Genomic DNA, 14,133 nt, shown 5'->3' with positions numbered 1-14,133 from the left:
AGTATTCCACTGAGAGAGCGCTATGACGGATTGGCCTCAGTTTCCCGAGGTTATCCGTCGCTGTAGGGTAGTTTGGCCACGTGTTACTGAGCTATATGCCACGAGTATGAACTCGTGCGACTAGCATGGCTAAATCGGACTCCGATAGCAATGGCCTCCGGCAGGATCAACCGGAATGGGTCTCCCCCGTGTGGGGGAGGGGTGTGGCGGGATTCCCTCTCTGAGAGAGGGGAATCACCATATATCATTGCGTGGTCCAGAAGTGGTTCGGGTCGACCAGACAGGTGTCACCGAACCACCAAGGCTAACATCAGATTCCATCTGTACGGCGGACCGCAGGGGTGGAATCCTCATTTCGTGTCCGACTCAGTCGAAACGGCGTACGGGGATAAACCCGTTGAATCCGTTTCGCCCCGCGGCGTGAACCGCCGAGGGGGTCGGCGTGCGAGCGCGGACGGAGTTCAACCGTCCGCAGTCGCGTTGTGTTCTTCGCATTACTGTCTGAGGCGTGGGTTGTACTTAACCTCGTTGATCTCGGACGATCTTCGAAAATATGTGTAAGATATGTGTGTTCATCTAACAACACCCACGTCATTCGACGCGGGGTGGACAATTGTAAACTGTTCAATTGTCTCCTGCTGGCGGGCAGGAACCGCTGATTTGGACACATACCGACGGTTGTCGACCCGCCCCCGTGTTTTATAACGGGGGCCTTTATAAGGAAGGGCAAAAATAATCCAACAGAGCATGAGTGCGCCGGCAGATTCGATAGAGATTCAGAACGTCGTTGCATCGACCGGGATCGGCCAGGAGCTCGACCTCGAAGCGCTCGCCGAGGACCTCCCCGGAGCCGACTTCAACCCCGACAACTTCCCGGGGCTCGTCTACCGGACGCAGGAACCGAAGGCCGCGGCACTGATCTTCCGATCGGGGAAGATCGTCTGTACGGGCGCCAAGAGCATCGACGACGTGCACGAGGCGCTCGGCATCATCTTCGAGAAACTCCGTGGGCTGAGCATTCCCGTCGACGAGGACCCAGAGATCACGGTCCAGAACATCGTCTCGAGCGCGGACCTCGGTCACAACCTGAACCTCAACGCCCTCGCGATCGGTCTCGGTCTCGAGGACGTGGAGTACGAACCCGAGCAGTTCCCCGGACTCGTCTACCGGATGGACGAACCGGAGGTCGTCATCCTGCTGTTCGGGTCGGGGAAAATCGTGATCACGGGAGGCAAGCGGACGGACGACGCGAAGACGGCCGTCGAAGAAATCGTCAAGCGGATCGACGATCTGGGTCTACTCGGATAGCGTCCTCAGAGGCGTGTGGGGGGACTGTCTGAGTGACGACCCGAATGGAGGTATCGGCAGCGTGATCCATCCCGGCCAGTGGCACACCCATCGATGACTGCGCACGAGGACATCGCGTTCATGACGGGGTCGAAGGTCCGTATAGACGTCCTGTTGGCGCTCCGGTCGACCACCGCGACGCCGACGGCCTTGGCCGAGGAGTGTTCGTGCGCGCGCGAGACGGCCCAGCGGACCGTCTCGGCGTTCGTCGACCGCGGCTGGGCGGAGAAGGTTTCGACCGACGACGGATATCGTCTCACGCGCGCGGGCGAACTCGTCGCGGAGAGTTACGAGGAGTTCGAATCCTGCATCGAGGTCTCTGACCGTTTCCGGAAATTCCTCGCGAATCTGCGAGGGTCCGCACCCGACCTGGACTGTGCGTTGCTCTCGGAGGCGACCGCAGCGACCGCGACCGCAGAGAACCCGCACGCGCCGATCGACCGATTCCTCGCGGTCGTCGGCGACGGCACTGTCGAGACGTTTCGTGGCATTACACCCATCGTGAGTCGCGTTTTCAACCGTGCCGCCGGACGAGTGATCGGCCCGGAGAGCGAGGTGGAGTTGATCGTCGATCGGGACGTCCTGTCGGCGTCGGCTTCGGAGTATCCCGACGCACTGGACCGTGCGGAGGAACTGGCAGGGTTCAGGTTACTGATCTCTCAGGAACCACTCGAGTTCGGTGTGATGATCATCGACGGGCACGCGTACGTGGGTGCGTACGACGACGAGGGGAACCTCGTTGCCAGCGCGGACTCCGACGACGAAGCGTTCGTGGGGTGGGCCGAGCGGACGTTCGAACGGATCCGAGATGACGCCGAGGCGTGGTCGTGATCCCGTAGGGCGGTGCCGGCGATGCACTCGGCGCCGCTGCGCCCGGGATCGATTCCGACGCCTGCCAGTCAGGACTCGGCGCTCTCGGTTCAGCGGTCGTCGCCTTCGGTGAGGACGTCTTTGACGACCTGTGGGTCCTCGAGCAGCTGGTGCTTCGTGTAGCTTCCTTCGGCGCTCCCGCCGCTGTGTTTCGATTGCTCAATGATGTCGAGAAACGCGTGTTCTTTGAGTAGATCCCGGACGCGACGGAGCGACAGCGTATCGGAGCCCTGGCCGTCGCAGATGTTCTCATAGACCTCGTACACTCGACTCGTCCGGAATCCCTCCTGTCGATCGCTCGACAGTGAGAGCACAGCGAGCGCCTGCAGGACGTACCGGGAGTGCGGTGTCGATCCCCGGATGAGTTCGCGGAACCGATCCGTCTCGGCCCGTTCGCGAGCCTGCGTGACGAACTCCTCGCGAACCGTCTGTGCGCCCTTCGATTGGGCGATCTCGCCGGCGTACCGGAGGATGTCGATCGCCTTGCGCGCGTCGCCGTGTTCGCGTGCAGCGAGGGCTGCCGCACGCGGGATCGTCGAGGGATCGAGGACGTCGTCGCGGAAGGCGTCCGAGCGCGCGTCCATAATGTTGCGGAGTTGGTTGGCGTCGTACGGCGGGAAGACGAACTCGCGCTCGCAGAGGCTGGATTTCACCCGTTCGTCCATCCGGTCTTTGTACTGGATCTTGTTGCTGATCCCGATGACACCGAGTTTGCAGCGCTCGATCTTCCCGGCCTCACCGGCCCGCGACAGCTGCATCAGGATGTCGTCGTCTGAGAGCTTGTCGATCTCGTCGAGGAGGATCAAGACGACGTCGTATCGGGCGTCGAGGATCCGCCACAGTCGTTTGTAGTACGTCGAGGTACTGAGTCCCTTGTCGGGGACTTTGATTCCCGTCTCGGACGGTTCGTTGACGCCATCGGCGATCGTCTGCACCGCTTGCGTCTCGGTGGTGTCCTGCGCGCAGTCGACGTAGGCGAAGGTCGCTGTCACGTCTTCCTCGCTCGCGGTGTCGACCAGCCGCTGGGAGACGTATTTCGCACAGAGCGATTTTCCCGTCCCCGTCTTGCCGTAGATGAGGACGTTGCTCGGGCTCTGTCCGAAGATTGCGGGATTGACCGCGGCCGCAAGATCGGAGATTTCGTCGTCGCGGCCGACGATCCGACCCTCGCCAGGAAGGTGATTGATCTCCAGGAGTTCCTTGTTGGAGAAGATGGGGTCCTCTCGGGTGAAGAGGTCGTCGCTGGCATTCGGCATACTGTAGGACACCTCGTTTCCGGTGAAATGCGTTGTTATTCGGTTGCCGTCGGAGGCCGGGGTCTCGAAAAGCGAGCGTGGCACCCAGACCCATCGAGTCACATACTCCGGAAGGAGTTTGAGTCGTATCCGCTGCAGGCGGCGGTAGTGGGAGAGCCACGACGACACACACACCGGGTTTCCGGTGAAACAGTGAAACGAGGGGTGGAGGGCAGTCGAAACGGGGGGTCAGTTTCACCGGAAACGAGGTGTGCTGTAGCGGAGCACCGAACCGGCACATCGCATACCACCCTCGTATCCAGTTGGCTCTGCGGGGGTCAGTCGCATCCAACTCTGTGTCGACAACGGGTTCGATCTCGGAGTAGAGATCCACAAGTAAACAGACCGATTCGACTGCACCCCGAACGACTACGTCTGTCTCGATGTTTCTGACGACTGTTCCAGTGGATAGTGAGGAGACACCGGTATTTATTTGTTGTCTATTGAAGGTCATATAGCGCCTCGTCGGTCGCTTCCGATGGCCGGACGGGAGGAATCCCTCAGCGCGCAGACCGAGGTATCGACGACTCCGGCCGATTTCACCGGAAACCTGGTGTGTCTGCCGGACGGCCTGGTATGCCTGCCGGACGGTTCCATTTGACGAAAGCGATAACAGGAACGATGGAGTCGGCCTGGTGTCTCCCTCGGGTGACCTGAGTGGCTCGCGCCGTCATTCACCGGAAACACGGTGTGTCTCTGACCACAGACCGCTCCCATTCGAGGGGATCTACAGGACACTACCGAGGCCACATCCTTCGCGCTCGTTTCACCGGAAACACGGTGTGTCCCAACAGAGCCAACGATCTCGCAGACGACTGCGACCCGCTCGATTGGGCGGTCGCGACCGCCTGAATTCACCGGAAACGAGGTGTGGGCCACTGATGGCGACGCACTCACGGGCCTTGGTCGGTTCCGGATTCACCACAGTCGCAAACCGTTTCCCGACTGGGGCCGTTGCAGGAGACGATGACGGACGAGGACGGGATGCGCGACCCGCAACGAGGGGAGACAGACCGAACTGGGGGTGACTCGGTGCGTGGGGATCAGTCCGGAAGTGGGGCGCAATCCCACAGTGAGGATCAGTCCCGTAGCGAGCATCAGTCCCGTAGCGAGCACCAGTCTCGAAGCGAGGACACCGCTCACCACGGTGATGCGACGACAACGATCGATCTGGATCAATTCCACGACGTGCTCGAAGCGGAAGGGCGACCGCTCGCCACCGCCTCCGCAGTCGCTCGGCGACTCGCGACGACACAGGCAGACGCTGCCGCGGCTCTTGAGGCACTGACCGACGCCGGGGCGGTCGAACGGGTGAACGTCGAGGCCGATCCAGTGGTGTACTTCCCCACCGAGTGGGGAAAGTTAGCGACGCGTGAGCGGATCGTCCTCTTTCCCGAGCGTCGCGAGATCGTCGTCGATCAACCCACCCAGTACACCCGTGCTCGTCTCTCGCAGTTCGCCCACCTGGTCGATTCGACCGGCGAGAGAGCACGGACGACTGTCGACCGCGAGACCGATACCCGTGGCTACATTTACGAGATCAGACAGGAAGATGTCTGGCAGGCGCCCTTCGGCGACGTCGAGGAGTTGCTCGGCGTGATTCGATCGGTCCTCCCGCGTCGATCGCCACAACTCGAAGAGTGGGTCGAGTCCCAGTGGAAGCGCGCGAACCGCTTTCGGCTCACCACCCACGAGGACGGCTACGTCGTCCTCGAGGCCGCATCCGAGAGCCTGATGGGCAATGTGGCTCGGCAGAAACTCGACGAGGAGCAACTGGTCGCGCCGATCTCTGATACGGAAAGCTGGGTTCGGGAGGGCGAAGAGGCCACGATCAAGCGCGTCCTCTACGAGTCGGGCTATCCGGTCGAAGACGACCGCGAACTCGACACCGGTGATCCCCTGAAGACTGAGCTGACCGTCGAACTCCGGGACTATCAGCAGGACTGGGTCGACCGATTCCTCGAGCAGCGTTCAGGGGTCCTCGTCGGACCATCGGGGGCGGGCAAGACCGTGACGGCGATCGGCGTCCTCGCGGCGGTCGGCGGCGAGACGCTGATCCTCGTTCCCTCCCGCGAACTCGCCGGCCAGTGGCGGACGGAACTCCTCGAACACACCACCCTGTCCGAGGAGCAGATCGGCGAGTATCACGGCGGGAAGAAAGAGATTCGGCCGATCACGATTGCCACGTATCAGACTGCCGGGATGGACCGTCACCGCTCGCTGTTCGACTCCCGTGGATGGGGGCTCGTCGTGTACGACGAGGTACACCACATCCCCTCGCGGATCTACCGGCGGAGCGCGGACCTCCAGACCAAACATCGGCTGGGTCTCTCGGCGACCCCCGTGCGCGAAGACGACAAGGAAGCGGAGATCTTCACCCTCATCGGACCGCCGATCGGCACGGACTGGTCGCAACTCTTCGATGCCGGCTACGTACAGGAACCGGAGGTCGAAATCCGATACGTCCCCTGGAGCGACGACTTCGCCCGCAACGAATGGGCGAACGCCGAGGGCCGGGACCGACACCGAATTGCGAGCGAGAATCCTGCGAAGATCGACGAGACCAGTCGCCTGCTCGAGACCCACCCCGAGGCGAAGGCGCTCGTGTTCGTGGACTGGCTCGAACAAGGCGAACAGCTCGCCGAGGCGCTCGACGTCCCGTTCGTCAGCGGTGAAATGCCGCACTACCGGCGCGACCAGATCTTCGAGTCCTTCCGCGAAGGTGACCTGCGGACCCTCGTGGTCTCGCGCGTCGGAGACGAGGGGATCGATCTCCCCAATGCGGAGTTGGCGATCGTCGCTTCCGGTCTCGGCGGGTCCCGACGGCAGGGGGCCCAGCGCGCTGGTCGGACGATGCGCCCCGCCGGGGGCTCTCGGGTGTACGTCCTCGCAACGCGCGGGACGTCCGAGGAGGACTTCGCCCAGCGACAGATGCGTCACCTCGCGGAGAAGGGAATCCGCGTGACAGAACGCGATCGAAGCGGCAGCGATCCGGATGGGGATTCGGCGGAAGCCGCCGACGGTAGCGACACCTCAGACGGAGCCGATGACTGATCGCCGTAGTGAAACCGACAGCGCCGACGAGTGGGTAGAACTGGTGGACGGAACGCACCTCGACCAGTACCGATACGTCCTGGCTGAGTCACTAGCGGCGGAGGCGGTCGCGCCGACATACGACGCGTGGCGACAGTACGTCCGCGACCACCACGGAGACGTGTTTGCAGCGGTGGCCGCCGATTCAACCCATATCGATGGGACTGATGCCGAAGCCGACGCGTCGTCGCGGGCCGCCGCACGCGAACTGTTCGTCGAGACGCTCGCGTTCGACTACTTGCTCGTCCGTCTGCTCGAATCTCTCGAATCACAGTACGAGTGCGAGCTCACCCGCCCCCTCGCCGCCGACGCAGCGATCGAATTCGATCCGGAGTTCGAGACCGTTCACCAGTTCGTGCGCTCGCGGCTCGATGCCGACCAGTCGTTCGAGGACGCACTCGCCCGATTCGCTTCAGTTGCGGACTCCGGCGCCGTGGCGAAACTCCACAGTGCGTGTGTCTCTCCGAGGGCTCGGCGCGCCTTCGGACGGTACGACACGCCCCCCGGGCTCGCAATGCTCGCCCTCGAAAGCGGGGAACAAATCGAGCGAGATGCCCTCGAAACAGGACGAAAAACCGATCGAGAAACCCTCGAAGCAGGGCGAAAGACCGATCGAGAAACCCTCGAAGCAGGAGGACAAACCGATCGAGACCCCAAGGGGATCGCGGTCGACGACGAAAACGAATCAACTGGCCTCGACTTCGACACCGAATCAGTCCCACTCGTCCTGGATCCCGGGTGCGGTGCCGGAGCGTTTGTAGCCGCGGCGGCCTCTCGATTGCTCGACGAAGGACTCCCCGAGGCGGCTTCCGCGACTGACGGCCCCCCCGACGCGGTGGCTTGCAGCCGCCTCGCCGACATCGTCGCCGCCGTTCGTGGCTTCGACGTTTCGCCGACGGCGGTCCGCGCATCGAGGCTGGCCGTCGCCCTCGCGATCCGTCCACTCCTCGAGGTGATCGACGAGCGGGTCCGCGCCTGTCCCCGAATCGTGCTCGGCGACGTGGTCGAAACGACGGTCGACGACGCGCCGCTGTCTGGCCAGCGGGCCGACGTAATCCTCGCGAACCCGCCCTGGCTGACGTGGGACGCACTCCCCGAGCGGGTGAAGTCGCGGTGGCGAAACGGGCCGATCGCCGATCCGGCGCTCGACCTCTTCGGGCGCGAGGGGGCCGAAGCCCGACTCGGCTACGCCAACGACGACCTCTCGGTTCCGTACGCCTGGACGTGCCTCGACCGGTATCTCGTCGACGGCGGCCGAGCCGCATTCGTGTTGAAGCGGGACCTGCTCACCGGGCCCGCCGGGGAACGCATTCGACGCGAGACACTCGGAGCCCGATCGATCACCCACGACCACGTCCACGATTTCGGCTCGCTGTCGCCGTTCTCGGGGGTCGACGCCGGGGCCGTGTTGTTCACGCTCCGCATCGGGACCGGTCCGGAAACCACTCCGGCCGCTGACGGGATTCCGGCGACGTGGTGGAGCGCGGCCGACGACAGTGCGCATTCTCGAACCGCGAACGAAGCGGCAGAAGGCGCGGGCCTGTTCGAGTCGCCGGAGACGATGCGGCGTTCGTTCGACCGCTCGCCGGGCCGACTCGTCCCCGCGGATCCGACGGATCCGTCCTCAGCGTGGATCCGCGAAGACGCCGAGCGGCGCGCGATCGGCGAGAGCGGGTACCGGATCCGTCACGGCGTGAAAGACGACGCCAAGGCGGTGTACGCGCTTGACCGAGCCACGATCGAGCGGCACGGAATCGAGAAGACGCACGTCTACCCGTATCTCAAATCGAAACACATCGTGAAGTACGGGCTGTTCGGCTACGATCACCACCTCGTCCCGCAGCGACAGGCGGGCGAGGAGAACGAAGCGAAGCTCCGAGACGAGACGCCGGCGACGTATGAATACCTCCACTCACACCGGCAACGACTCTTAGAGCGGAGTTCCTCGTGGTTCGAGGGTGGTCCGTTCTACTCGCTTTTCGGCCTCGGCCAGTACACTTGGGCCGACTACAAGGTCGTCTGGTGCCGTCTCGGCTTCAAGCCGCACTTCGCAGTCGTCTCGACGGTCACGGACCCCCTGCTCGGTGAGCAACCCGTCGTCCCCGGCGATCACTGTATGTTCATCGGCACCGACGACGAACGGGAGGCGCACTACCTGTGTGGACTCCTCAACTCAGCTCCCTATCAGCGGTGCCTGCGCGATATCTCCTCTGGCGGGAAATCGAGTCTCTCGAAGTCCACGGTAGCACGATTGCTGCTCCCGGAGTGGGCGGCGACGCCGCAGCAGTGCCGACTCGCGGAGTTGAGCCAGCTAGCACACGAGATCGTCCCTGATCACGTCGACTGTTCGAAGCGGGCGTACAATCAGAAGACGATCCCGGAACTCGAATCGGTGCAGGCGGAGATCGACCGTACGGTTGAGGAGTTCCTCGCGGCCCACACCGGTCGTGACCCCCGTGAGACCGAGTGACGGAATCAGGGTGTGTCCCGTCCCGGATGAGTAACCCTTAAGTCGCACAGCGGCGCTACGTTGAGGTGCCCGCCCTTAGCTCAGCCTGGTAGAGCAGCCGACTGTAGATCGGCTTGTCCCCCGTTCAATTCGGGGAGGGCGGACTCAATTTTCGGCCGAACTGTGGCGCACCCTGATACACCGGTATTCAGGTCTATCAGGGCTCAATTCGGCTGTATCCGATTCTCGAAATCGGGGTAAATATTCGGAGTTGAACTTGTGTCAAGCCGCGCCCCCTTGCAGTCTACCGATTAGTATAGTCGAAACGGGGAGATCAGCGTGAGCTCAACGAAAGATTCTGTCTATACTCCCGACGAGTTGCGGGATGATATCTCACAGTTGCTTCTTGATCGACTCGGCGAGGACTCGCTTCGCTACCTGCATAGCAGTGATCTAAGTAGGAACCCCGATACGAACGCAAGGCGCGTCGGTCGGGATCTAGAATCAGCCGCCGAACGCGCCGGCCTTCGAGCTGAAAAGTGGGCTCACAACGGGAATTCGACTACGTGGCTCGTCGAGCGCGTCGACGAGGACGACCAGGAGGGAGACCGATGAGCGGATGCGTCTCCTGTGGGGCTCCCACTCAGCGCCGCAAATGTCGCGAGTGTGCGCTCTCCGAACGCGGGACCGAACGCGCTGAGGAGCCGGAGTCGCTCCCCGACTGTCCCTCCTGCGGCGGAGATACGTCCGGCGAGGGCGTCACGTGCTACAAATGCCGCGGTGATCGAGTCGAGACGGACGACGGGCGAGTCCGCCTCGAGGGGCCCGTTTTTCACGTCGTCTGTCACGGATGCGAGTACGAGGACGTGATCGACGGCGATCGTGTCCTCGCCGCAGTGAGTGAGCGGGTGCATCGTAAGCGGACCGATCACCGAGTCGAGTACGAGGAGGTGAGCCGATGAGCGCCGAGCCGCTCGTCTCCGGTCACTGTCGCGACCGCTGGCTCGATCGCTCCGACGCTCCCTCTCTCGAACCCGCCGTTCTATGGGAGCGCGGCGTTCGCATCCCTCCCGAGGAGTTCAACGCCGACGAAGCCCGCTACCTCCCTGCCGCCGACGTGATCGTGATCCGGCGCGGCGCCTCGCTCCTGTATACTGTGTCGCCCTACGAGGGTGTCATACAAGATTTCTCACAGACGATCAAGGTTCGATCAGTATAGTCGGTATAGTGACTGCTCGATACAGAGAGTCTATCGGTTACATCCCTTTTCCCCACTTGTAGCAACCGCATCACGCACTCATTCGCCGCTCCATATGTACCCTGTCTCTGTCTCTCGAAGCGTTCCGTCGTTGAGCCACGTGGACACGACCTGTGACAGGCCCTCCCGATACGTTGGATACATTGGCTCCCAGCCGGTCGCATCGTGGAATCGGTCGTTCGACGTCGGCATTGGTTTCGAGAGAAGGTTTGTGTTCTCTGCGCCGATGAAATACCGTGCGAGCCACGCCGGGACTCGGTACGGACGTGGCGCGTTCAGGTTCGTCGCAAACGACTCGAGAAACTCGGCGAACGTGGCCGGTTGATCGTCCACTACGTGGTACGTCCCCGACACCTCGGCGTCGATCGCCGTGGCGAACGCGTGCGCGGCGTCGTCCGCATGCAGGAAAGACAGCCGTGCATCCTCACGCCCCAAGACACCCCGGCCGACGATAGGGAGATCACGGGACAAGAGCGATTGTCCGAACTGGCGGGTGTGCGCCGCGTCGGGTGCGTAAAAAAACCCGCACCGGAGAATGGTGACATCGAACCCTTCCTCGTCGCTCGCGTCAGTCAAATATTCCTCGACGGTCGCCGCAGAACGCGAGGTTCGATCCGGGTAACGGTCGGCCGTTTCGTCGAACCAGGTGCCGTCCGGCTGGCGGGCCACCCACACGACGCTCGGGAAGCAGATCCGGTCTACCCGGTCACCTGCGACCGCAACGAGATTCTCGATCCCGTCGCGCCGTACGCGATCGTTCTGTTCCCACGCCTCCGGGGCCGGCTTCGTCGCCGTTGGGATCGACGTAGCAGCGTGGACGAGGATGTCGACATCGGGAACGGCCCGTTTGAGTGAATTGCGATCGAGGACGTCTCCCCGGCGCGGCGTGCCGCCGCGGGCGGTCACGAGGTCGGCTCCTGGCTCGTCTCTCACCAGCCCGTACACGCGGTGACCGCGGTCGGCGAGTCGTTCGACGAGTCGATGCCCAAGGACGCCGGATGCGCCCGTCACGAACACCTTCATAGCGTGTGAACGATCGGGCTCTACCCCCGAGGCCGTTCTGCGATAGCACAATCGGGGATTTAACTGTGGATCGCTCTCTCGACCACAGTATGAAGCACGTTCGCCTGACGCTCGACGCGGGTGGACGAGAGGCCGAAATTCACCCGATGTACGACCTCCTTGTCAACGCGGAGTACGTCGAGCGAGCGACGGCGATGCACTGGAACTACTCGGGCAAGGAACTCGGTATCATGCACTACGTTGAGGGCGATATCGACGCCTTCCGCGATGATGTCGCGGCGATTCCGGAGGTGCTGGACTACGAACTGACAGTGGCGGAACCGGACGCGTTCTACGTTTACATCCGAGACGCGACGAACCCACAACTCCGCCAGTTGTTCGACCTCCTCGATCAGAGTCCGGTGGTCGTCATCCCGCCAGTCGAGTATTCGCCCGATGGGGGTGTTTCCTACTCGGTGTTCGGCCCGTCGTCGGCGATTCAATCGGCACTCGAGGAGATTCCGGAGCCGATCACGGTCTCTGTCACGGAGATTGGGAGCCTCGCAGCGGTGCCGGGCGCACTCGAGACCACCCTCAGCGATCGGCAACGCGAGGCCATTCAGGCGGCGGTCGAACTCGGCTACTACGACATCCCGCGGACGGCCACACAGGAAGATATCGCCAGCGCCATCGGCTGTGCGCCACCGACTGCGGCCGAGCATTTCCAGAAGGCAGAATCGAAACTACTGCGATCCGTGGTGCCCCCCTGAAGCTGCCGAACAGAAACAGGGACTCTGTTGACGCCCTTTGAAGTTGAGATAATTCGAGTGTTGAATACGCAAGAGTTGTTTAATACCCTCGATGGCCAAATATACTAATTGTGCTGTGAATGCCGGCGTTCGCCCACTCACTCTGGTGATAGCAATCAAATACTGTGTTGGTGAATCTTAGTCAAGATGCTCCCTGATGATCTCCCTGTTGACCCCGTCCAGTTGCTGACGTGGCACACGGAGTGTTGGCAGTGTGGCGAGGACACTCCTGTCGTTTGGCCGCGGCACGATCATCTCGATACACCAATCGGCGATGTCCTTGCGAATTACGACACGCCTGTTGAACGTGTCTACAGCAACACCCTGGAAAAAGAGGTGTGGGGAAACGTCTGCCAGCACTGCGATTCCTATCAGGGCAATCACTACATTCGCAGGCAGAATCTCACGGCTCATTCGGTTGTGAGATTATGAAACAAACACCGTGGCAACTATTTATGACAGCTTGTGGAGCCGTAAGCAAACTTCCCCGCCCTATTGAGTAATATCCTCGAGCCGGCCTTCCTCTTGTCCTATCAGCTCCTCTGGTGACGGAATCTCATCTGTATCTTTGTTCAGCGCATCGAGGACCTCATCGGCTTGGAACTCGCGATACCGTTCCTTCTGCGTCCGCTCTCGAAGGACCCCGTCTTCTTCGAGGATGGAGACCGCCGTATTGGCCGCCGGGTACGTCATATCGATCATCTCCGCAGCGCGATTGACTGTGAATACAGGCTCGGTGAATATCTCTCTCAGGAGAGTCTTTATCGACGGACGCGCATCTTCGTACTGACTCCGATATTGCTCGCGGAGGTGTAGGAGGAGTTTCGCCCGACTAAACGCCTCGTCTGCCTGCTCTTTGATTCCCTCGAGGAAGAACAGTAGCCACTCGTTCCACTCGCCTTCCTCGCTGACGGCCAAGAGTCGGTCCGTGTACTCGTCTCTGTTCCGACGGATGTAGGAGCTGAGGTAGAACAGCGGATGGAGCAAAATATCCGACGCCATAAGCAAGAGCACGATCAGCAGCCGACCGACGCGACCGTTTCCGTCGACGAACGGATGGATCGTTTCGAGCTGGTAGTGCAAAATTCCGATATCGATTAGATCGGGATATTCGCCCTCGAACTGCATATACTCCTCAAAATTCTCCATTCTCGCCGCCGCGATCTCGGGCTTCGGTGGCGCGAACCGGACTCGGTTACCGAGCCCAACGGACTCGTCGATCCACGCGTAGCCCGGCCGAAACTCACCCGGGAGCGGGTCTTCTTCGTCGGACCGTCCCTTCTCCATCAGCTCGCTGTGGAGTTGCTTCACCAACTCGATCGAGAGGCTCTCGCGCGATCGCCCCGTTTCCGAGAGCTGTGTTGCGGCCTTCTTCAGTGCGGACGCGTAGTTTCGCGCCTCGCGGACGTCCTTCGAGTCCTCGCCCTCCTCGTACATATCCGAGACCGTGACGCGGGTCCCTTCCACCTGTGAGGACTGTTCGGCCTCCTTGTACACGAACAGGCCGAAGACTGCCTCGGGATTCTCGATCTCACTCCAGAAGCCATCGAGCCGGCCGAGCGAGTGCATCGCGCGACCGTATGCTTGCACGACGTCGTCCGAAAGTTCGATCGGCGGCGGCAGTTCGTTCGGTTTGTAGAACTTGGAGAACGGAACCTGGGCGCTTGAATCGACGGGCTATCCGTCTTTAGCTAAGAGGAGAACCACGTGACAGTGACGGCTTATCGAGGCTTCTTTTCGAGAGGAATGAGGAGGCAACCGCTGTGCACACAGAAGCCTCCTCATCGAGAATCATGCGTCGGCTTACTACACTGTTTCCTTCCGAGTTCCTCGAAGAGCACGCCGAGGAACTCGGCGTGGTCGAGCGAGAGGGCAAGCTACAGGTACCAGTCCTCGTGTGGGCGCTCGTGTTCGGCTTCGCCGCAGGCGAGAGCCGAACACTCGCTGGCTTCAGACGCAGTTACAACTCCACGGCTGATGAGACGATCTCACCGGGTGGCTTCTATCAAC

Annotated in this window: 13 protein-coding genes, 1 tRNA gene, 1 rRNA gene and 1 pseudogene; 11 read left to right on the top strand and 5 right to left on the bottom strand. The window is 61.9% G+C overall.

Annotated elements, in window-relative coordinates; all coding sequences use genetic code 11:
* Positions 1–177: ribosomal RNA gene (locus BLU74_RS18255) — 16S ribosomal RNA — on the bottom strand; the annotation flags it as partial.
* A gap of 570 nt (positions 178–747) precedes the next feature.
* Between BLU74_RS18255 and BLU74_RS18250 the strand changes: the two genes are divergently transcribed.
* Both BLU74_RS18250 and BLU74_RS18245 read left to right on the top strand, forming a co-directional pair.
* A complete protein-coding gene (locus BLU74_RS18250) occupies positions 748–1,308 on the top strand; it encodes a TATA-box-binding protein (protein WP_089769931.1) in 561 nt (186 codons plus the stop codon).
* A 93-nt stretch (positions 1,309–1,401) separates the two neighbouring features.
* Complete coding sequence (locus tag BLU74_RS18245; protein WP_089769929.1) at positions 1,402–2,178, top strand: helix-turn-helix transcriptional regulator; 777 nt, start codon at positions 1,402–1,404, stop codon at positions 2,176–2,178.
* Between the two features lie 89 nt (positions 2,179–2,267).
* On the opposite strand, the gene BLU74_RS18240 is transcribed toward BLU74_RS18245, so the two are convergent.
* Entirely contained in the window at positions 2,268–3,473 is a 1,206-nt protein-coding gene (locus BLU74_RS18240) for a Cdc6/Cdc18 family protein (protein WP_089769927.1), read from the bottom strand.
* A 517-nt stretch (positions 3,474–3,990) separates the two neighbouring features.
* Between BLU74_RS18240 and BLU74_RS19535 the strand changes: the two genes are divergently transcribed.
* From BLU74_RS19535 to BLU74_RS18215, 7 genes are all read left to right on the top strand, one after another.
* Positions 3,991–4,113, top strand: coding sequence for a hypothetical protein (locus tag BLU74_RS19535; RefSeq protein WP_281241879.1), 123 nt, complete (start codon positions 3,991–3,993; stop codon positions 4,111–4,113).
* A 365-nt stretch (positions 4,114–4,478) separates the two neighbouring features.
* On the top strand, positions 4,479–6,566 hold the full coding sequence (locus tag BLU74_RS18235; protein WP_245705840.1) for a DEAD/DEAH box helicase: 2,088 nt from the start codon (positions 4,479–4,481) through the stop codon (positions 6,564–6,566).
* Positions 6,559–9,075: a DNA methyltransferase family protein gene (locus BLU74_RS18230; protein WP_139175899.1), complete on the top strand. Its 2,517-nt coding sequence runs from the start codon at positions 6,559–6,561 to the stop codon at positions 9,073–9,075. Before BLU74_RS18235 ends, BLU74_RS18230 begins: the two co-directional genes overlap by 8 nt.
* A 69-nt stretch (positions 9,076–9,144) precedes the next feature.
* Positions 9,145–9,218: transfer RNA gene (locus tag BLU74_RS18225), tRNA-Tyr, on the top strand.
* Positions 9,219–9,393: 175 nt separating this feature from the next.
* On the top strand, positions 9,394–9,669 hold the full coding sequence (locus tag BLU74_RS18700; protein WP_139175898.1) for a DUF7123 family protein: 276 nt from the start codon (positions 9,394–9,396) through the stop codon (positions 9,667–9,669).
* On the top strand, positions 9,666–10,016 hold the full coding sequence (locus tag BLU74_RS18220) for a hypothetical protein (RefSeq protein ID WP_089769923.1): 351 nt from the start codon (positions 9,666–9,668) through the stop codon (positions 10,014–10,016). The genes BLU74_RS18700 and BLU74_RS18220 overlap by 4 nt, the downstream gene beginning before the upstream one ends.
* Positions 10,013–10,273, top strand: a complete 261-nt coding sequence (locus BLU74_RS18215; protein WP_089769921.1) for a hypothetical protein — start codon at positions 10,013–10,015, stop codon at positions 10,271–10,273. Before BLU74_RS18220 ends, BLU74_RS18215 begins: the two co-directional genes overlap by 4 nt.
* A gap of 78 nt (positions 10,274–10,351) precedes the next feature.
* Here the strand turns inward: BLU74_RS18215 and BLU74_RS18210 are convergent, their stop codons facing one another.
* On the bottom strand, positions 10,352–11,335 hold the full coding sequence (locus BLU74_RS18210; RefSeq protein WP_089769919.1) for an NAD-dependent epimerase/dehydratase family protein: 984 nt from the start codon (positions 11,333–11,335) through the stop codon (positions 10,352–10,354).
* Between the two features lie 89 nt (positions 11,336–11,424).
* Here BLU74_RS18210 and BLU74_RS18205 point away from each other — a divergent pair, with 89 nt between their 5' ends.
* Positions 11,425–12,084, top strand: a complete 660-nt coding sequence (locus BLU74_RS18205; protein ID WP_089769918.1) for a helix-turn-helix domain-containing protein — start codon at positions 11,425–11,427, stop codon at positions 12,082–12,084.
* Between the two features lie 177 nt (positions 12,085–12,261).
* Here BLU74_RS18205 and BLU74_RS19160 read toward each other — a convergent pair whose 3' ends face one another.
* On the bottom strand, positions 12,262–12,537 hold the full coding sequence (locus tag BLU74_RS19160; protein WP_175454709.1) for a hypothetical protein: 276 nt from the start codon (positions 12,535–12,537) through the stop codon (positions 12,262–12,264).
* Between the two features lie 78 nt (positions 12,538–12,615).
* Positions 12,616–13,713, bottom strand: coding sequence for a Fic family protein (locus BLU74_RS18195; protein WP_217635403.1), 1,098 nt, complete (start codon positions 13,711–13,713; stop codon positions 12,616–12,618).
* Between the two features lie 203 nt (positions 13,714–13,916).
* Between BLU74_RS18195 and BLU74_RS18190 the strand changes: the two are divergent.
* Positions 13,917–14,133 (top strand): annotated as a pseudogene (locus tag BLU74_RS18190) (IS4 family transposase); the annotation flags it as partial.

It is taken from the genome of Halobellus clavatus (assembly GCF_900107195.1).
Taxonomy (GTDB): domain Archaea; phylum Halobacteriota; class Halobacteria; order Halobacteriales; family Haloferacaceae; genus Haloquadratum; species Haloquadratum clavatum.
Note: the sequence above shows the minus strand (reverse complement) of the source record. Positions and strands in the feature narration are given on the sequence as shown.